This window comes from Serratia sp. MYb239, assembly GCF_002966855.1.
Classification (GTDB): domain Bacteria; phylum Pseudomonadota; class Gammaproteobacteria; order Enterobacterales; family Enterobacteriaceae; genus Serratia_B; species Serratia_B rhizosphaerae.
In genome coordinates this window covers 1,827,408-1,846,137 of record NZ_CP023268.1, presented here as the reverse complement: position 1 = coordinate 1,846,137, position 18,730 = coordinate 1,827,408, and the positions used below count along the sequence as shown (strand labels likewise).

The window sequence follows — 18,730 nt, the reverse complement described above, 5'->3', positions numbered from 1 at the left end:
CGTCCACTTTTTTAACCATTCACGGCGCCGGCGACATCCTTCACAAGCCATAAGCCCTCACATAATTGTTGGGCAGTGCAGATCGTAAATAAGCATCGAAACAGAGAACGGCAGTTCTCCCTGTTTCAGCTTATCTTCTTCTTCACCACCACGGTTACGGTCAAGATACCCGAGCAATACCAACAGCGCCGTCTTAACCCGGTACAAAGGCTCACCATCAATCAGCTTTCCATCATCCGAAACAACCAATTTTCTGTTGTCTTTCAGATATGCGAGCAGCGCAGCACTACCGGACTGAATCTTCAACGTCAGATCGGCATCGGAATAATCCTCATCAATCCGCAGATGCATTTTCGCTTCTTCAAGGGCTACCAGTTCAATCATGGCTTATCTCCCGCCAGCGGACGCATTACGGCCTCGCTTCACTGATAATGTCCACCCTTTGGAGCCAGTTTCACCGGGTTTATCAGATGTAGTTTCATCGCAATGCCACAATGAACCGCCCCACGTCACCGTATCTCCTGGGCGATAATCAGCACCGGACTTAAACACCCCGCGGTAGATCATAACGGGAACATCGAAAGACTTACTGGTACTGGAGCCTGAGGATCTTTCAACTGTTACAGTAAAGTGGCGATGATCATCCTGCTCAATATCAACTGTAGTAATACCATCCACCAGACATTCCCACCCGCGCATGCCTGCGGTCTTTTCAAATGACCGCCAAAGCCCGCCGCTATGAGTGGCATATGTTCCGCGCGGATAGCTCTTTTCCGCGTCAATGTCTGGCAATATTTCAATCTGCAGGGCATCACGACCATCTTCACCATCGCGCGCCGGTGGAGGCATCGCCGCGGTAACAGCCTCATCAACCATCGACTTTATGTCCGGCACCTCCGGTGCCACCGGTACCGGAATTTCTGCAACAGCAGTGTTCACCAGCTCTTCGAGCATCGGCCGTACATCGTCAACGGTGATACTCTGTCCATCCTGCGCCGGCGGAGGCATCGCCGCGGTAACAGCCTCATCAACCATTGATTTAATGTCCGACAGCTCCGGTGCCGCGGGAATTTCTAGACGGCCAACGACCTCACCGATCCGCGTCTCAATATCGGGAGCCTCTTTCAGTTCTGCGATAGATAGGGTGAGTTCGGTAATTTTCTCTTCAAACGCCAGCTGTTGAGCGGATAATTCACTCGTAAACTCCTGACGCATAGACTTAATTACCGCCCCAAACTCCTCGCTGATGGCCTTTATCAGAGATAATTCACGTTCATTCATATTTCATAATTCCCCTGATCATCGCTTTTGCCGCCACCATCTCAGCAGGAGACAAGGATTTACCGTCATCAGCCAGCGGCTCACTGCTAGGTTGCTTTGAGGGGCTATCAAATGGATTTTCTGAAGCATCACGCCGTGCCAGCGCTTCCAGACTGAAGTTTTGCTGCTGTAAGTAAAGAGAATCACCGCCAGGAACAGGGGGTAAATTCTCTTTTTTGCGCGCTTCATTGGGCGACATAATGGTATTTTTCACCGCCTCGCCTAATGTTTTGATCCGGCGCTCAGTGTCCATACGGAGTAATGCGTTAACGTCAAACTCTGTTTCTGCATCTCCTTCAAGCTCAAGCGCTTCATCCAGCAGAACTTCTATGGACTCAATGAGGATCTGCAAACATTGTGAGTAATACTGCTGCTCAAGTGCCTCAATGTTGTTGAATGATGGGGGTTCCCCTACACCCACTTTGTACGCCGGGACATGGAACGTTGAACAGATAATTTCTGCTGCCATTTTCAACTGCTCAACCATCTGAGCATCAGCCGCTGAGACAACAGTGGTAACATATTTGGCGCCATTGCTCAGTATCCCCGTTTTACCGGCGTTCTCACCGGTATAACCGCTATCCCAAGCCTGTTTTATTTTTTTTGCATTCTCCTCACTCAGTGTGCCTGGTACCTCAATCACACCGCTCGGCTTACCACCATTTTTGAAAAAGAATGTCGAATTCTCAAGGATATGGTGCCCTTGCATCGCGGCCAAACCAGCAGCATAGATCGGCGACAGCCCAACCAGGGGGTGAAATAAGCAATTAAAGCGGTCGTGAATAATTTCCCGGGCCGGCACAGTGACCTGTTCGGTTAGGCCACTAATATTTTCAGGGCTGATCTGATAAAAAACTGAACCGTCGTCCGCAACCAACGGGGTAACCTTGTGCGGATCCAAAATCCTAAGCTCTTCAATGGAGCCAGCAGAGTTACGGATCTTCATGACGTAGGTATTGCCATGGCACAGTTTTGAGTTCACCCAGCTTTCGAAAAACTGGATACTGTTCTGGAATGCATTCGGCTTTTTAAGCAGGGCTGACACACGGCCTGTTCGTTGTTCTTGCCACACCCCTTTAGAATCCCGGCGTTGGTGGCCTGCCGGCATCTTTGCAATATCACTGGCTATCAATGAAATACAGGAGAAGACCGCATAGAACGAAGTGACGGTTTTGTCATTTATTTCAAGGTTTTTTTGCCAGGCACCGGAAAACGGCTCATGGATAAACGAGAAAATTCTCTGCCAATTTCCCTGCCCGGATGGCTGCTGCAGCGATTTTTCTTTGCGACGAAAAGGATTCCACATCAGCCGTTCCCCACACGCTTATTTTTCTTCGGACGACCACCAGCACGCTTCATACCGGTGTACTCAGCTTTGCCCAGCAGCACCAGCACTCTGGCACACTGATCATCCACGTTTTTTTCATCCCCAGGGATTGAATCGTGTGTGCGCTGTAGGTACCTGATTTTTGCCATGCAAAACGGCGGGGTTTCCCCCGCCCTCCCGTGTTAGCTGGATGGAATTGAGCTGTAGTTAACACCAGTAATAACGGCTACTGCAGCTGTGCGACGACGCTTCCAGTTAATCCAACGTTCGGCACGAACCGCAACACTGTTGGTCTGGAACATTGATACCAGTTCAACCGGCGTCGGCGTAGTGCTATCGCCAGTTGGCTCACTCTGCATTTCAAGAGAAGCCTCACGCGACATATCAACAGCTACACCACCGTCGTCAGCCAAATAGACATCCGGGGCATTAACCAGAACCAGCAGGTCACCGACGTATTGAGAAACAATGACAGGCAGGCCCTGGAAAGTACCGCCCAGCAGTGTCATTTCTGGATACTCTTTCTGACCGAGCGCGTTCTTACGCTGTGAAAGAGCCAAAGCGGTAGTGCCTGACATTAGCCAGACGGCACCTGTCGGCTGCAGGTTTGCAGTAATAAACTGACCGAAGGCGGCGGCGGCATCGTCGTCTGGATTGCCAGTAGAAGGTGTTGCTGCGATGCCGTTAGTAATAGACGACGGAGAAACGTTGGCTACTTCAGCTTTGTTTGGATCGATGAAGTCAGTATCCAAACGGGCAATAACAGCTTCGGCCAGTGCGTTACGCACCAACGCATCAGCTGCCGGATTGGAGAAGCGGATCAGTTCATCAGTCAGAACCGCAATCGCCGCTACTTTGGCAAAACCGAAAGTAATGGATGCAAAATCAAACTTGGTCAGTGGCTTCGCCTTACCCTGACCAACCCAGTTTGCGGAACCGCCCGAAGTTTGCGCAGGAATGCGCACATTAAATGGAACATTACGCAGCGCCGGGATATTACCTTGGCCAAATCGGCCGATGATGGTCTGCGGACGCAGGTATTCAACAAAATCCTGCGCATATTCCTGGTACTCAACCAACGCGCCGGCCCATGCCGGATCGGTAGTAGTACCCGCCCCTACGGCCGCTTTCAACACATGATGGAGTTTTGCATCATCAGGGTATTGTTTGCGGGCAATCTCCAGCGCTTCTGAGCGACTACCATTGGCGGCTGCCAAAGATTTAGCGAAGCGCGCAAACGCAATACCTTTTTCCAGCTTCTGCTCAACACGGATAATACCGGGTGCATTGTTGATCACAGTATTAACGGTGCCACTGGCTGCAGCCTTTGCATTCACCGGTTTAGCCGTTGCTGCATAAGAAGCTTCCATATCACGCAGGCGCTTCAGGTGGGCATCAACAGATTTAACCTCTGATGACGTGTTGTCATACTGCTCTTCTTCTTCAACGTCCAGGGTACGGCCCTCTTCTGCAGCCTTGGACATGATATCTTCCAAGGATGCCGCCAGCGCCGAACGCTTACTTTCAAAGCTTTTAATCTGCTCTGCGATATTCATAGTTTTTCCTTTAATTTCAGTTGATTTTTTTGCTGTAGCGCCAGCGGTAGCATTAGCCTTAACCACCGGTTTATCTTTGCCGGACGCGGCGAGTAACTGGCGGTCATATGACTTAACGGTTTGGATAGAACATTCGGCGTTTGCCGGAATGGTGACTGCTGATACCTCCAGCAGATCCCAGGAAAGAAAACGGATACCGCCGTCATCAATGAAGGCGTATTCAATAGGCCTGAATCCGATAGAAAGGCCTTTAACCAGACCTGACTTGATCGACGCCCAAGCCTCATCGAGACGGGCAATAAGCAGCGAAGGCATATCCGGAGTCGGTTTCACCAGCTTCGCGGTGATTTCCAATCCCTCTTTCACCATTCGTGGTGTGCAGCTGCCGATCGGCTGTGACCGGTCATGCTGCCAAAGAAATGGGGTATCGCTGCGGAATTTGGCGCCGTCTGGCTCCATAATGTCACCGTCTCGATCAGGTGAAGGCGTAGACGCGATGCCGGTAATAACCCGTTCATCCTCGTTGATCGCTTTCACTTTCATGAGGGTGCATGCGCGATTAAGCGTCATTTACTGACCTCCAGAAACGAGAAAACCCGCCGGAGCGGGTCTGTTGCTGACGTTGTTGTCATATGAAAAATACTTGGTAGTCTCTTTTTTTCGCTTCTGGATTGAGAGCCATCAGCGAGACTGCATTGAACATGGCCATCAGCGGGTCTATCTTGCCCTTCCCGCTGGCCTGTTTTGTTATGAGGATGGCGTTGCCTTTTGGCTCAACCCGTGCATTACTCACACACCATGTCATTAATGGCTGGCCACCATGTATAAGGACGCCTTCGGCAAGCTTCCTCTCGGTGGTTTTGATCGCTCCCCCCAACCTCCAGCCCTGGCTGATGCCAACTACATCATCTGCAGGGATTTCCTCAACGGTCAACGCGTCAAGTATTGAGCCAACGCCAGACGGGTCAACACCGACTTTGTCGAGCAGGCCGGCTTCGTAAATACGAGCAACGATACCGGCAAGCTCATCGGTATCTTGGCCTATAAACTCAACAATCGTGAGGTCTCCGGCTTTTTTCAGGTCATGGAGCCTGGAGGCTTCGCTTTTACGTCGTTCAAAAACTATCTTATGCGCCCATGCATGGCACCAGCACAGCCATTCTCGCGTTTCTTTATCACGGCCAATGACTGCAAAGCCCAGCAAATCATCAAGGCCACCGCCATCAATCCCAACTGTCACCACCTCAGAACGCGTGATAATGTCATCCAGCGTAACAACCCGGGCTTGTTGCTCCCAGACGTCTACGCCAGCCCATCGGTCGGTACGCAGATTCAACCCAATTTCTATATTGAGGTGTTTAGCCAGGAATTGTTGCAACGTTCCGTCTGTCTTTGTCTGGTTTTTCCGCAGGTTATCTTCAATCCACTCATCACTGACAGAACGCCCGATATTCGGGTTGGTGATATAGAAGTTTTCTGGCAGCAGATAGTCTTTGTTTTCGACCATCCTTTCCGGGAACTCGTACAAAATACCGAGCGTTTTTGGATCCTTAATTTTCCCATCGCGCACATCACGCCAATAGTCAAGCCGCTCTTTGAAAACTCCCGCCGGCGGTTCATCACTCTGGGTTGTCAGGAAAATTACCCATCCTTCATTACGAGAAACCTGGCCGCCCAAAGCCTCCATGAACATGGCCTCTGCGTTCTGTCGTTTGCCAAATACCCAGAGTTCATCAACCAAGATCCTCCCGGACTTCTTGCCAGAAACGGTGTCAGTATCAGCCGCCACAACCTTCAGCGTGTTACGTGAAACGCGGTGCGTAATCGTCCTGATATGATCCTGAATCTGAAACATGTCAGATAGCTCTTCATCAGCACGAATCATCCCCGCTGCAGGTTTAAAGCTGTTATCAGCAACCTCTTTTGTCGGCGCCAGGATCAAATGTTCCTCATCCTCACGCCAGCATAAGATCAGCGCGGTGAGCATAATTCCTGCTGCGATGGTCGATTTTGTATTTTTCTTGGAAATAAGCAGCCCATATTCCCGGATAAGCTGTCGGCCAGTTTCAGCCTCATACCCTCCAAATATGACCTTTACAAAGTCGAAAACCCATTCTTCAGAGCACTCACCAAACGTTGGTTTACCGGGAAGATCCGAAACTCGGAGTTCCTTGAAAATACTCAGTGCATGCTCGGCCTGGTCAGCAAAAATCGGTGGGGGAATTATCGACGTTCTATCCACCAGCCTCTTTTCCCAATCCAAGCAGGCTGTTGTCCATTCCGCCATAATTACCCCTTGTTATTGACAACCAGCTTTGGCGGCGCCATCGCGCCAAATTTGCTGGCAGTTGCCGCCACTTTTGCCGCAGCATTGCGGGCATCTTTCTTGCCGCCCTCGCCTTTTTTCGGATGGATATAAGGCAACATCGCCTTTGCGGCATCCTTTCGGGTGTCGATGTCTTTTGCCGGGTCGTTCATTACTGACTTGAGAAAATCGAGCGGATCGTCGTAGGTGACGTTTTCGGTGGGTCGATTTTTAGCAGCGGCACTATCAGAAACCGGCGACGCGTGAGCGCTTTTTCCTCGCTGCTCTTCCATAAACGCGATGACGCCCGGGTCTTTAGCCAGCTGCGAGCCCTTCGACCGAGCTGATTTCTCAGAATACCCAGCCTCAATGGCCGCGGCGGTCTGAGTGGAGCCGGACATCAGCGCCAAGGCAAACTTGCGCTTCTGTCCTGTTAACATGTTTACACCTCTGAAGGGGGATTTTTTCTGCGCGTGAGAGGGGGCGCGGTGTCCGTGGGGATCGAGGTTTACTTTTTCCCCCTCCCCCCCCGGCCTATTTGATAATAATTATCATTTCAAATGAAGTGATTTCATCATGAAACCATCACAAACCTGAATCGGCAGGTTCACTCAAAACGCAATGAAGCGGCTCGACTCGTCACCCGATGGAACCTGATGCTTCAATGCCTCTTCGTCAGGCTGTCCTGCTGACGCCTCACGCGCTGATTTTCCGGCATGGCATTCGGTGCATAATGTCCAGAGGTTCGATGCATCATTATTGCCCCCAAACTGTAAAGCGATGCGGTGATCCAGTTCGCTATCGTGCAGGTCAACAACCCGGTCGCACATGCAACAGTGACCACCGTCGCGGACGTAGATCTGACGCTTCATGTTATATCGAGCGCTACCGCTTACCCGGCGCTTCTCACCGTATACAGGCTTTATGCGCCGGGTATCCATCGCTTTCAATCGTGGCTGTAACGTTGTCAATTTAGCCATATAACCTCCAGGCGCGACGGCGCTCATTGCGGGGCAAGCCATCCTTAGCACGCTCAACGGGAATGCCGTCTGCATGATCAACAAGCGACTGGCACGGGTAGATAACCTGTCCGCCATACGCATCGCCGACAGCATAATCCGCAGCTTTTTTGCTATCCCATTTTGCAAGCACTTTGGGTATATGCTGGCGCGGCATGCTGTAACAGACACCGTGGATCAGGCGATGCATTTCGATGTAGTCTTGCCTTGTTCTGTCGGCCGCAATCAACTTAACGGCGATCTCCATCTGATACTGTGGCGGCCGGCCGGTGCCAAGATAGAAACTGATCAGGTGCTCGGGAAACATATCCAGCCATTGACCAACCATGCTGAAGCCAGCAACCGGAACAGCGTCATCCTCAAGAACAACGACACGCTGACTCTGCTTGGCTGCATATTCCATCGCGCGCCGGTGATTCCAGTTGGCGCCGTGGTGTTCCTCATCAATCAGCAGATGAGCTCCCAGAGAGCCAGCTAATGCTGCGGCCTGCTCACGTCGCTCATGATGGCCAACGACCACAAAGGCTATTTGTGTTTCCACCAGGCGTACTCCTTCCCCAATCCGTTCATTTTAAAGACGGTATGGACGCGAGGCCCGGTGACGACGCGGTCGCCAAAAGACTTGGCAACCATGCCAAAGGCCATCATATCTCCGACCGCGCTAGCACCCTGCTCCATCTTCCAGAAGCGATAACTTTCGATGCGGTAATACAGGCGAATAATACCGTGAGCAAATGCCATAACGTCTTCGCGGCAGCCACCCAGCAGACCAGCATTAAACATCACGCTGCCGCGGTTATTTTCGATAAAGTCCTGGTAGAGACGCTCGGGATGCTTTGCCTTTGCCCACGTATCACCATAGGTTTTTGGTTCGGAGCCGACATATACATAGCCAGGCTCCATGTCATCCCATGGTTCGCGTAGCATTTCAACGTCAGTTCCATCCGTGCACCACACAAACCGGTACTCCGGGTGATCGCGCAGGTATTGATAGATGTGGAGCCAGCGCCGGTAATATACGTTCATTGCTACATCAGGCACAGAAACCAGCATGGCGCCGGCAGGCGGCGTTGTCAGCTGATCGGCCAGCACCACCGCTGCAGCGCCGGAAATTGACTTAGCCCAAGTCGATAGCACCAGCGGGTCTGGTGTCATACGCGTTCCGCGCTGTGAATCAGGCTCACTGGTAAGTAACGACGTGATCACAACATCTCGCTTTTGCCGGTATTCTGCATAACCGGTATAGCCAGCATCACGCCGACCGTTGTGGATCTTTACGTTACGCTCCACCAGCGACTGTCTGTCAGTTTTGGGAACTGAACGAACAACGGCATCATGCTCGTCGAGCGAATGGATCAGCTTTTCAGACCCCGTAACATCGGCATACGCCCACGTCGTCATCCCGGCATTATGGATACGTAAAGCAAGATCAGAATGCTCGTACATACCACGACCATAAATCGGGTCAAATCCACCAACCGTTTCAATAGCGCGCCGGTGGTAATACAGCATTACACCACGCTGCCCGGTATAAGACACATGCTGATCATCACGATAAAGCACGGCAATATCTTTCAGCTTGCGAGGGCCGGATAGATCGAGAAACTGATACGCCAGGTGGGGTTCAGGGGACTCGATATATGGAACATGCCATCCATCAGAAATAGGCCATGCGTCGTCGTCAAACAGAAATAGGTGCTCACAGCCGGCGTTCATTAACGCTTCGAGGCTTGCGTTCTTTGATGCAACAATCCCCAGCGACTTTTCATGCCGGATAAGTTTAATATCCGCAGGAGCCGCTGCTGCTGGTATCGAGCCATCATCAACAATGACCACCAGCGCGCCGGCCGGAAGATGCTTAATATGCTGATCAATGGCCCGCTTCAGAACATCGGGCCGCTGGTGGGTCGTGATAGCAATGCCAATCCGTGATGATCCCTGCTGCTGTGCAGGCTCATATTGAATACCGTCGATAATCACCTGCATAGCGTTCCCTTAATGATCTGCAGGGTTGGTGTACGTGGCCACCGTCCGGTTATTGCCGTTTACCACATAAGCGGTATCACCAGGTAGCAATGCTATCGTCAGCGATTCACCGGCATGTTCATCGGCATAAATGGTCTTCTCGGCAGCTTTCCATTCGAGGCTTTTAGCCGCGTGAAGGATTTCGTTCTGGTTAGCTGTAACAATCTTTACTGTATACATGGCGTGTTCCTATTGGTGGTGGTAGTGGTTTACAAATTAAAAAAGCCACCAGCCGCCCAGTGCGCTGGGTGCGCGGTGGGTGCCGGTGATGACTTTGTCTATCGCTCATTACACAGCACCCGGCTGATAGGCGCTCTGTGATGAAAAATAGGTACAAAAAAGCCCCGCATTAGCGAGGCAGCTGTTTAACATATTTTTAGTAGAGTAATTATTTCGTTATCTGGCTTAATTTTAAATTTATCTCCGGTTGTTAGTTCTACCGAGCAAATAACCTTGCCAGGGTCTCGGCCTTGTTCCCTAATCTCTTTAGCAACCCTTTCCAGCCAGTTCCTTTCATCAGGGTAAAGAGGAATCCAAAACCTAGCTTCTTCGCCATGCTCCAACTTTGAAGGGAGTTTATGTGACTTAACGTCTGAAAAGTAACTTGCAATTACACTATCACCGCCATATTCCCATTCAACTGATGAAATCGTTATCGCATGGAGGCTTTGATTAACCACCTTAATTTGAATTCCTCTTTCTGTATCAAGTCCGAAGTCATCTTGTATAAAAAACAGTGATCTGGAAACACTACATTTCACTATGGCCTTGGGCTTTCTGTTTGCAAGATATAAAGCCATCCAAACTGCTGAAAATGTTGCTATTCCAGAGAACCATGTGCCTATCATGGCCCAATATGCCCATGTTGCTGAATCCTGTGCAGACTGCAAAGCGGCAAGTGCTGCTACCTTCTCATCCATAAAAACCTCATTTCATTGCCTTTTGGATGAGTATATTTGATTGCATTATCACAGGCACTCGTCGAATGCCTGTTGTAATGCTTAACCTACCGGCTGAGAAATGTCTTCAGTGCTTTCAGCGTTCTTTACCGGTGACGAGTCCGCCTGAATGGCTTTCATCCGGGCCTGCACCGCGGCCTCAATTTCATCAGCCTTCGCCTTTTCTGCCGCCTCCCGGGCTTTAGCCTTGGTTTGCTCTTTGGCCTGAGCCTTTGCGCGGAAATAATTGCGGATCTTTACCCACCCGCCAGCGATAAGAAAAAGAGTGATGATTACGGAGTTCAGATACGTAAGGAGCGAGGTCATTGATTTTTCCTTGATTGCTCGATGGGCTGTATGTCGATTCGCAGCAGCTGCCACACCTCACGGGGTTGCTTCGCCACTTCCGTCTTTCCGGCTGCCAAGACGTGATCACCTCCTGCTAGGCTTCACTGTCTCATTCCTTGTCGGGGGAATTATTATCGGTCAGTTAGCAATCAGCATCAGGCCTAGCCACCGCACGGCAGGCCCACATGCAGGCTTCCTGCATCTTGGTGCGGGCGATAGCCAGGCAGCGCATTGCCTCACTGCGGCTGGCATCTTCCAGGGAGCCAACATCTACCACCTCCATGGAGAGGTGTGTGCGTTCGAGGTCGAGTTGCTCGCAAAAATTACGACTGATTTCTTTCAGTTCATTCATTTGCGCGATATCGTCGGCGGTCAGGGTGCGGTATCCCTTCACGGTGCTGCCGTCTTGCGGCTTAGCTTCGCTCATTGTTTTCTCCCGGCGGCTTCCCGCCATTGATTAAGCGTGGCCACCTGGCCGGCGCATATTTTCAGTGAGGTTTGAAGCGCCAGCGTGTAGCTGACGGCGTCTCCCCAAGTGTTACCCTGCAGTTCTGGCTGCTCGCACGTAGCGAATACTGTTTCAGGGGGCAGGCTTATCACCTGTTCTCGTGCCGGCGACGGTGTTCTGCTGCAGGAGCTCAACAACAGCGGCAGGCATAGGGCTATTGCCGCACTTATCACCTTTAAGTGCATCGCGTAGTTTCCTCTGGTAAATTTCGCCCTGCTGGCGCAGCTGCTGCTCTCTGCGTCGCTGTTCTGCCATCATTGTGCGATTACGGGCGTCATCCGCGCGCAAAGTGGTAATCAGCCCGGCCTGCTGCGCCAGCGTTTTTTTCTGCTGTTCAGCCTGCTTCTGCACCTGCAGGTAATTATCCCGGTAGTAACTGGCTATGCGGCCAGCGACTACCACGGCCACCAGCAGCAGGCCTATAGCCATCGTTCGCCAGCTGATGCTCATCGCTGCCCCCAGGTGCAAACCTCGCGCTCAATCTCACGCCTGGTCATCAGTCCGCGCCACTGTTTGCCGCCGGCATACGTCCAGCGACGCAGCTGCTCGCAAGCCCCTTGCGTATCGCCCTGATTCAGCTTGTACAGTAGTGTCGAGGTCTTGAAGTTTCCCGCGCCGACGTTGTAGACGAACGAGTACAGAGCAGCTCTGGTGTGTTCCGGTATATCAACCTTGATGTACGGGTCAATTTGCCGTGCCACCGAGTGAAGGTCTTTGCTCAGGAGAGCCTGGCATTCGGCTTCGGTATACGTTTTCCCGAGCATGATATCTTTGCCGGTATGCCCGTAGCAGACAGTCAGAACTCCAACCACATCACGATATGGCTGATGTTCCACACCTTCGAAGTTGGGGATTAAAACTGCGGCGATCGCCAGAGCTCCACCACCAGCCGCAGCCACCAGCTTCTTTTTCAATGCTGAGTTCATGGTTAGTCCTTCTGCGGCGGCGCAGTCACATACCCACGTTTTAGCGCAGCTTCATATGCCTTCGTTTGTCGATTTTTGAAGTAGACGTTAACGGCGAAGGTCGCCACGCCGATAACAAAGCCGCCAACGACGGCGATCAGGTTCCAGTCGAGGTCATGCAGCCAACGCGCAATACCACCCCAGCAAATGAGGCCGCCCGATGAGCAATACCCGACCGCTGTGGCGATTTTGTCAGGCATGATTATCTTCATCCTTTCCCCCTTGCCGGGGCTTATCCCGGTCTCCGGGTGATAGAAACGAAAAAAGGCCACCCAGAGGCAGCCATTAGATAAATAATTAGCTATACGTTGACATGATTAGATAATTAACTTATTATCTAATCATCCCAAGCGGATATGCTCTTTAACAAGCGAGGAAACATGGTAACGGTTCAGTGGACGAAGAAAGCAACCAAACAGTTGATTTCGATAGACACAAGATACCGGAAAGCCATTAAGGATAAGGTCGGTAAGTTAACCACCTTCCCAGCGGTTGAGCTTGATATCAAAAAGCTTAAAGGCAGCGACAGCCAGTACCGTATGAGGGTCGGGGATTACCGAGTTATCTTCCAGATTGAAAATGGCGAACCGGTTATCTGCACGATTCAGGAAGTAAAGCGCAGAACATCGACAACCTACTAAGGCGGGGAAACCCGCCAGTTTCCTCGGTGACATTAACCGCGACTCTTAGCAACCCGGAATGAAATATGTCAAAACCTCAATACATTAACGATGTGGCAGGCAAACCGCAGTATGTTGTACTGCCAATCGATGAATATGAACGCCTCATCAGTAATGATTGGGCGGACGTTCCATACCGTGCCGGCGACAACGACGACGAAGTGATCCCTCATGATGTCGTATCAATCATGGTTGACCAGGACGTCAGCCTGATCGCCGCCTGGCGTATTCACCGTGGGCTATCTCAATATGAGGTAGCCGAACGGCTCGGTACCACACAATCAGCCGTTTCGCAGTGGGAATCCGTGGATTCAAAACCACAAAAAAAAACCCGCGAAAAACTTGCGGCACTATACGATTGCCGACCAGAGCAAATGACACAATGAACAAAGGCCCTTAACGGGCCTTTTTTTACGCTTTTCTGCAATGAAAACCGTCACTATCGCAGCAAAAATTAGTAGGCTTTTGGCTATATTTTTTATAACTCAACATTTTTAACCCTATCCCACTCTAATTTTAGAAAAGCTTGCGTTTCTTTTGTCAGCATGGTCACACTGGACTTTACCTTTAAAAGTAAAGCAGATAGCTCTTCCTTATTTTCATATTTACAATCGTACACGTCATTGATTATAGCGTCCATTATTTCTGTTATTTTTATACAAGATTCCTCTTGAGGATTCATCATCATCTTTAGTCGTGATAATCTTGCATTTATTTGTTGCCTTACTTCATAGTGCGTTTTGTGTCGATCCTTCAAATCATTTACACCACATGTGAACGCCTCAGAAACATTCTTATTTTTAAGAAGGGTATCCTGACCTTGCTTTGAAATGCTATCAAGGTATGAAAAATGCAGGGCTAGTTCTTTCCTCGCATCTATTAACGGCTCTATCAGTGATATAAACTCAGACATTATATCTGAAAATTTATTAATCCACTCCTGCCTACCAGATGCAATTATTTGAGCCCTAATGGTTTCAGTTGCTATATTTTTCTGAGTTTCTCTTTCTGATTTTATAGTTCTATTCTGCTGCATAATGGCGTAAGCAGCGATAGCCGCTGGTATCACTGCAGATAAAATTGGAGCAATCAAAGTACGCCAATCAAAAACCGAATCTAGTTCAATTTTTGGAATTTGGTTTATGTATAAGGAACTGCTAGTAACAATATCATTCACATCGATTAAAAAAGGAACCCCAAGCCAACTCATCTTAATCACCAACTGTCATCATATGCTCTCGTATATAATGACAAAAAAACCCCGCCAGTGCGAGGTTTTGAAAGCTGATAAGCTACGTGACTACGTAACCACTCTTATCACAATAGCCCGTGAAATTCGTAACGAAAAGCAGAATCTTACGCCACCTTTGAAATTTCTGATTTATGCGTCCACGCATCCATCTCCAAACTGGCCCCGGTCATCGCTAGGCATCCCTCGATAAAGCTCTCTGCCATCATCAGCTTCTGCCGAACGTTACCCTCAGATATCTTCCAGCGGCGCGCTATCTCTGACTTTGATACCCCGTAGCGATAGTGCAGCATGATTACCCCCAGTTCCCGCTCATCCCTGACCTTCTTCAAGCGCCCCACCGCTCCGTCAATGATCAGCCCATCACTATCACAGCAGGAATCTTTGCTTTTCCCTGTTGCCGGCAACAGCCCTTTAAAACCTGCAGCGATCGGCGAGTACCCCACCCCGCTGTTATCTTTTGCCCACTGCCCCCAACGTTCCAGCACCAACTGAATATCTCTCATGCTTTTTTCTCCCGGCGGCCGGCCGCATACCGGCGCGCCATATCTCACACGTTATTTGATTGAACCGACCGACAATGACCAGTCCATAAATTTGAACCACAGCTCTATCTGACTTCCGTACTCCTCTTCAAATCGTGACATGTCACGATGTAGATAATCGTGGTGTTTTCGGCACAGCGGGATAGTGAACAGGTCATGCGCTTTTGTCGCCATGCCACCCTGCCCGTGGCCTATGATGTGGTGCGGATCATCAGCAGTCCCGCCACAAGCGGCGCACGGCTGCGATTTAACCCACTTCAGGTATGGCTTGCTTTCCCAGCGCTCCCTCTTTGGGAATTTCATGAAAGACTTAGGCGGCTCCGGATCGATAACCAGCGTCTTTGCCGCTTTATTCACCTTCTCAGCCACAACCTGGCGCGCCGCTGGCGTGTGCGTTATCTCCGATTCTTTCCGGCCGCCGGTGTGGATCTTCGCTGGTGGCAGGCGCAGAGAGGCAGAGCAAACATCGTCTGGTAGTAGGTCAGCGACACCGCGCATCACCGCCCACCAGCACAGCTCAGGCATGGTCACTTGATGCCCCTGGTCGAGCAGGAAGTGAGATCGCACAGTTTCGAGAATGTATGCCGCTCTGTTGGCGTCAGCGACTATCTGTAATTTCTCGATAGACTGCCCACGTAAGCGGTTGTCGCACCCTTCGCAGAGCCTGATCGCGCTGTTGTCGTAGCGTAACGTCGTCATGTGGCGGGTGTGGTCCCCTTCAATCTGGCAGCTACGCTTCAGAGAAACCCAGTGCTCCAACGAATTGATCCCCCCTGCGGCAATTAGAACGCGCTCATGCTGATAGAACGGTGTAAAACGCGGATCGTTAGCCAGCTCTTGCCCTGGTGCCGGCAGCGCGCCAGATGGCAACTTTGCAAACTCGCTCGGCTCACGGCAGACCAACAGACGACCCGTCAGATGAGGCAGCAACTCCTTGCCAGGTCGCAGGATGATTTGCCCCAGCTCCGGTACGGTGATCGATTTGAGCAATGCCCTCATACGCCCACCTCACTGATCCGCAACTCCACCTTCCCCCCCTTCGTCACTGGTCCCCACTCCGCAGACAGCTTTTTGATCTGGCTGTCATCAAGCCAAATACCCGCTTTCGTCATCGCGTCAAACAGCGCCTTGAAGTAGTTATCCAGATCCCGCCTTGCGCGGCTCGGTGGGTAAAACACCACTGAAACGGCCAAATCACAAGTTAACACCCGCGGCTTACGGTTTAACTGCTCAAGAATGCTCGCCAGCGCCTCACTGTTGAATTTTCTCCCCCTATCGCTAATCAAGTGCCGGCCTTTAAGAGATCCCTTGTTAGGCGCTCTCCAGTAGCCGTTTACGCTTGGCGGAAATGGCAACGTCAGGATCATGCTGGTACCTCCGCCTTTCCCGGCACCAGCACAACTGACTGATCGCACTCGTTACCCCAGCTATCCCAACCATCAGCCTGCTGCCGGGCGAACAGCTCAATGCGTGGTACGTCGCCCACCAGCTGCACCAGCTTTTCCCGGAATACATCAGGCTTGGCGCTATGCTCCATGCGTGTTGCTGTCACATGCTGACTGATCGAGGCGTCATGGCGCTGCAGCAGCTTCCCGCGTACAGCAAACAGGCAGTCTTCGCTGTTGGCGCGCGTCATCCAGCCCATGCCCAGCGCGTTATTGCCTTTGCGCAGGTTCGTCTTGTGCCATGTAAAGCCCTTCATCGTCATCAGTCGGAATCCCCAGGCGCGCATCACCTGCAGCGCTTCCTCCGGCTGCGTTGGCACCCACCACATCGCCAGCAGGCAGTTTTCAGCAGCCAGATCCCACACCGGCAACCGGCAGATATCGGCAACGCTCATTGTCGGGTACTTGAACCCGGCGCCACGCTTCCCTGATGCGCATTTGTCTTTGTAGCTCCATGGCGGATCGGCATAAATCAGCGAATACTTCATGCCACCAGCTCCTCTGCAGCCACCAGCCGGTAGAAATAAACCAGCTTGCCCGTATCTGGATCCTTGACTGCCCGGCGCTCTTTCACCAAACCATGGACCTTTGGGTTAACTTCACGAAGCCGCGCGCTGATGGCTGCCTGGGTATCCGCCACAAAGAACATCATGAATACGGTCCTCTCCAGCTCGCGCAGCGTCATCCATTTGGCACCAGCTGCAGCCTGAATAACTCGCCCCATCTGATTCTCTGGGTTGTCTTTCAGTAGGCCGGCCAGAACTAATTTGCGGATCCCGCTGTTGATGCGTTCGCTCTCAAACACGTCAACGTCGATCGTCAACTTTTTCATGATTTCATCCCCTTACGGCCACGCATGCTGGACCATGTGAATGGCACCCAAATGCCGCCATCGGTTTGACGGTCCATGATTCGCTCGCCGATCATCGCCACCATTTCATCGAAGTTTTTATTGGTCAGCATGCCCGTGGGCTTCAGCTGCAGCTGGCGACGATCAACGATATTGGTCAGCAGATTGATTTCGTACTCGGAGCCTTTCTGCAGCCCAACTTCATCCAACACCAACAGGTCGATATTGCAGAGATCACGGAGCAAACCGGCCTCTTTCACAGGGCTGTCCTTGCTGAACGTGGCTCGGTGGTTTTCGAACAGCTCAGATACGGTCATAACCATTGCCGAGTGGCCACGCTTGATCAGGTTCTTCGCGATGGCGCTGCCCAAGTGATTCTTCCCAGTACCGCAATTCCCTGAAAATACGAAGCCACCATGACTTTTGCCGAACGAAGCCACAAAGCCTTTGGCTGCATCCAGTGCCGCCTGCTGCTCTGGGCATTCAACGCTGTAGTTGCTGAATGAGCATTTCTGGTGCATTGGCTGGATACCAGACCGCCCAATGATTTTTTCCATCCGTGCCTGCCTGTTCCGGTCCGTCAGTTGCTGGTTAGACTTCATGGCTTCTTCAGCCTGAAACTTCTTCCAGCCTTCCACCGTGCTGAACAGCGGTTTTACATGCGCCGGCTTAAGCGCCATCAGGCGCGCCATCACATCAGTTTGCGAAGCCATCATGATCATCTCCTGCTGGTAAGCCATTGCTGAAACCCGGCGGTATCGCGCCAGTGGCTGGGGTTACTCGGTGATTCGTGCTGGTCTGCCATTTGCCATTGATGCAGGCTGGCCGGCCCTTCTTGTCCCATGCAGTGCTTGACTGCTGGTATCCGGGAAACTTGGTTGGTCCAAATAGCGTGGTTGGGCGCAGGTAATCCGACATCGCCAGATCGTTGCCCCACTTCGCCGTCATGTAATCGACGGTCAGCGTGAGTTGCTCGACAGTGAACCCATCACGTAACCGTGCTCGGATGTTCTCCAGTGAGCTTTTCGAGGTCTGATAGCGGGAGCCGGTCACCAGATTCAGGTGTTTTAAAACGTCCTTCGCCTGGTCGGTGATCAACACCTCCGGGTCGGCCTGCACAGCAGGCTGACAAAGAGTGTTTTTACCTGATGGATCTTGTTTTGAATTTACTGACGGATCGTATCCAGATTCTGGAGGGTCAAAACGCCCTTTTTTCTTGGATTCTGATGGGTCAAATTTTGATGTGTCAGATTTTGATGCATCGAATTTTGATGCCTCAGATTTTGACACCTCAGATTTTGGAGGGTGAGAGTTTGCCGCGGCTTGCAGCTTTTCAACGTTCAGTTGCGTCATGCTTGACGTGTTACGGTTGCCTTTTCTGCGTTGCTGACGAGTTATCCAACCCTCTTTTTCCAGCTTTGCCAAAGATGCACTCACTGTGCTTTCGCTTGCGCCAATCTGACGGGCGATCGTCTTCACTGACGGCCAGCACAGCCCCTCGTCTGAAGAGAAGTCTGCCAAGCGCGCCATAATGGCAACCATTGATAATTTCATCCCTGCCGCCGCGCAGCCGTCCCACACGTATGCGGTCAGTTTCGTACTCATGCAGCAGAACCTCCTGCTAAAAATTTCCCATTACCCACAACCCAA

General features: G+C 51.4%; 26 protein-coding genes. 2 read left to right on the top strand and 24 right to left on the bottom strand.

Annotation, left to right across the window (positions count from 1 at the left end):
* Window positions 1-57 precede the first annotated feature (57 nt).
* From CLM71_RS08795 to CLM71_RS08720, 16 genes are all read right to left on the bottom strand, one after another.
* Window positions 58-384 carry a head-tail connector protein gene (locus tag CLM71_RS08795; RefSeq protein WP_105230674.1) on the bottom strand — a complete coding sequence of 109 codons (327 nt, stop codon included), beginning with the start codon at window positions 382-384 and terminating at the stop codon, window positions 58-60.
* A gap of 3 nt (window positions 385-387) precedes the next feature.
* On the bottom strand, window positions 388-1,281 hold the full coding sequence (locus tag CLM71_RS08790; RefSeq protein ID WP_105230673.1) for a phage portal protein: 894 nt from the start codon (window positions 1,279-1,281) through the stop codon (window positions 388-390).
* Window positions 1,274-2,626, bottom strand: a complete 1,353-nt coding sequence (locus tag CLM71_RS08785) for a phage portal protein (protein ID WP_105230672.1) — start codon at window positions 2,624-2,626, stop codon at window positions 1,274-1,276. The genes CLM71_RS08790 and CLM71_RS08785 overlap by 8 nt, the downstream gene beginning before the upstream one ends.
* A 203-nt stretch (window positions 2,627-2,829) precedes the next feature.
* On the bottom strand, window positions 2,830-4,773 hold the full coding sequence (locus CLM71_RS08780; protein WP_105230671.1) for a phage major capsid protein: 1,944 nt from the start codon (window positions 4,771-4,773) through the stop codon (window positions 2,830-2,832).
* A 58-nt stretch (window positions 4,774-4,831) separates the two neighbouring features.
* Window positions 4,832-6,493 carry a terminase large subunit gene (locus CLM71_RS08775; protein WP_234008650.1) on the bottom strand — a complete coding sequence of 554 codons (1,662 nt, stop codon included), beginning with the start codon at window positions 6,491-6,493 and terminating at the stop codon, window positions 4,832-4,834.
* Entirely contained in the window at window positions 6,493-6,948 is a 456-nt protein-coding gene (locus CLM71_RS08770; RefSeq protein ID WP_105230669.1) for a terminase small subunit, read from the bottom strand. The genes CLM71_RS08775 and CLM71_RS08770 overlap by 1 nt, the downstream gene beginning before the upstream one ends.
* A gap of 171 nt (window positions 6,949-7,119) precedes the next feature.
* Window positions 7,120-7,488 carry an HNH endonuclease gene (locus tag CLM71_RS08765; protein WP_105230668.1) on the bottom strand — a complete coding sequence of 123 codons (369 nt, stop codon included), beginning with the start codon at window positions 7,486-7,488 and terminating at the stop codon, window positions 7,120-7,122.
* Window positions 7,481-8,071: a hypothetical protein gene (locus tag CLM71_RS08760; RefSeq protein ID WP_105230667.1), complete on the bottom strand. Its 591-nt coding sequence runs from the start codon at window positions 8,069-8,071 to the stop codon at window positions 7,481-7,483. The genes CLM71_RS08765 and CLM71_RS08760 overlap by 8 nt, the downstream gene beginning before the upstream one ends.
* Complete coding sequence (locus CLM71_RS08755) at window positions 8,053-9,513, bottom strand: glycosyltransferase family 2 protein (RefSeq protein WP_105230666.1); 1,461 nt, start codon at window positions 9,511-9,513, stop codon at window positions 8,053-8,055. The genes CLM71_RS08760 and CLM71_RS08755 overlap by 19 nt, the downstream gene beginning before the upstream one ends.
* 9 nt (window positions 9,514-9,522) lie before the next feature.
* Window positions 9,523-9,732, bottom strand: coding sequence for a hypothetical protein (locus CLM71_RS08750; protein ID WP_105230665.1), 210 nt, complete (start codon window positions 9,730-9,732; stop codon window positions 9,523-9,525).
* A 185-nt stretch (window positions 9,733-9,917) separates the two neighbouring features.
* Window positions 9,918-10,472: a hypothetical protein gene (locus tag CLM71_RS08745; RefSeq protein ID WP_105230664.1), complete on the bottom strand. Its 555-nt coding sequence runs from the start codon at window positions 10,470-10,472 to the stop codon at window positions 9,918-9,920.
* A gap of 81 nt (window positions 10,473-10,553) precedes the next feature.
* Entirely contained in the window at window positions 10,554-10,817 is a 264-nt protein-coding gene (locus CLM71_RS08740; RefSeq protein ID WP_105230663.1) for a DUF1378 family protein, read from the bottom strand.
* A 163-nt stretch (window positions 10,818-10,980) separates the two neighbouring features.
* Window positions 10,981-11,265, bottom strand: coding sequence for a hypothetical protein (locus CLM71_RS08735; protein WP_105230662.1), 285 nt, complete (start codon window positions 11,263-11,265; stop codon window positions 10,981-10,983).
* A gap of 153 nt (window positions 11,266-11,418) precedes the next feature.
* Window positions 11,419-11,796: a hypothetical protein gene (locus CLM71_RS08730; RefSeq protein WP_234008636.1), complete on the bottom strand. Its 378-nt coding sequence runs from the start codon at window positions 11,794-11,796 to the stop codon at window positions 11,419-11,421.
* Entirely contained in the window at window positions 11,793-12,272 is a 480-nt protein-coding gene (locus tag CLM71_RS08725) for a lysozyme (RefSeq protein ID WP_105230661.1), read from the bottom strand. Before CLM71_RS08725 ends, CLM71_RS08730 begins: the two co-directional genes overlap by 4 nt.
* Window positions 12,273-12,274: 2 nt before the next feature.
* On the bottom strand, window positions 12,275-12,523 hold the full coding sequence (locus CLM71_RS08720; RefSeq protein WP_105230660.1) for a phage holin: 249 nt from the start codon (window positions 12,521-12,523) through the stop codon (window positions 12,275-12,277).
* A 168-nt stretch (window positions 12,524-12,691) separates the two neighbouring features.
* Between CLM71_RS08720 and CLM71_RS08715 the strand changes: the two genes are divergently transcribed.
* Entirely contained in the window at window positions 12,692-12,952 is a 261-nt protein-coding gene (locus CLM71_RS08715) for a type II toxin-antitoxin system RelE/ParE family toxin (RefSeq protein WP_105230659.1), read from the top strand.
* 65 nt (window positions 12,953-13,017) lie between these two features.
* Complete coding sequence (locus tag CLM71_RS08710) at window positions 13,018-13,377, top strand: helix-turn-helix transcriptional regulator (RefSeq protein WP_105230658.1); 360 nt, start codon at window positions 13,018-13,020, stop codon at window positions 13,375-13,377.
* 92 nt (window positions 13,378-13,469) lie between these two features.
* On the opposite strand, the gene CLM71_RS08705 is transcribed toward CLM71_RS08710, so the two are convergent.
* From CLM71_RS08705 to CLM71_RS08670, 8 genes are all read right to left on the bottom strand, one after another.
* Window positions 13,470-14,201 (bottom strand): hypothetical protein, encoded by a 732-nt coding sequence (locus tag CLM71_RS08705; protein ID WP_158684793.1) that lies wholly within the window; start codon window positions 14,199-14,201, stop codon window positions 13,470-13,472.
* A gap of 146 nt (window positions 14,202-14,347) precedes the next feature.
* A complete protein-coding gene (locus tag CLM71_RS08700; RefSeq protein WP_105230656.1) occupies window positions 14,348-14,746 on the bottom strand; it encodes an antiterminator Q family protein in 399 nt (132 codons plus the stop codon).
* Window positions 14,747-14,797: 51 nt separating this feature from the next.
* Window positions 14,798-15,784: a DUF968 domain-containing protein gene (locus tag CLM71_RS08695; RefSeq protein WP_105230655.1), complete on the bottom strand. Its 987-nt coding sequence runs from the start codon at window positions 15,782-15,784 to the stop codon at window positions 14,798-14,800.
* The gene (locus CLM71_RS08690) at window positions 15,781-16,152 is read right to left on the bottom strand and encodes a RusA family crossover junction endodeoxyribonuclease (RefSeq protein ID WP_105230654.1); all 372 of its coding nucleotides are present in this window, start codon (window positions 16,150-16,152) and stop codon (window positions 15,781-15,783) included. Before CLM71_RS08690 ends, CLM71_RS08695 begins: the two co-directional genes overlap by 4 nt.
* Entirely contained in the window at window positions 16,149-16,718 is a 570-nt protein-coding gene (locus tag CLM71_RS08685; RefSeq protein ID WP_105230653.1) for an MT-A70 family methyltransferase, read from the bottom strand. Before CLM71_RS08685 ends, CLM71_RS08690 begins: the two co-directional genes overlap by 4 nt.
* Window positions 16,715-17,062 (bottom strand): hypothetical protein, encoded by a 348-nt coding sequence (locus tag CLM71_RS08680; RefSeq protein WP_105230652.1) that lies wholly within the window; start codon window positions 17,060-17,062, stop codon window positions 16,715-16,717. Before CLM71_RS08680 ends, CLM71_RS08685 begins: the two co-directional genes overlap by 4 nt.
* Window positions 17,059-17,796 carry an ATP-binding protein gene (locus CLM71_RS08675; RefSeq protein WP_158684792.1) on the bottom strand — a complete coding sequence of 246 codons (738 nt, stop codon included), beginning with the start codon at window positions 17,794-17,796 and terminating at the stop codon, window positions 17,059-17,061. Before CLM71_RS08675 ends, CLM71_RS08680 begins: the two co-directional genes overlap by 4 nt.
* Window positions 17,777-18,685, bottom strand: coding sequence for a conserved phage C-terminal domain-containing protein (locus tag CLM71_RS08670; protein ID WP_105233262.1), 909 nt, complete (start codon window positions 18,683-18,685; stop codon window positions 17,777-17,779). The genes CLM71_RS08675 and CLM71_RS08670 overlap by 20 nt, the downstream gene beginning before the upstream one ends.
* Window positions 18,686-18,730 lie beyond the last annotated feature (45 nt).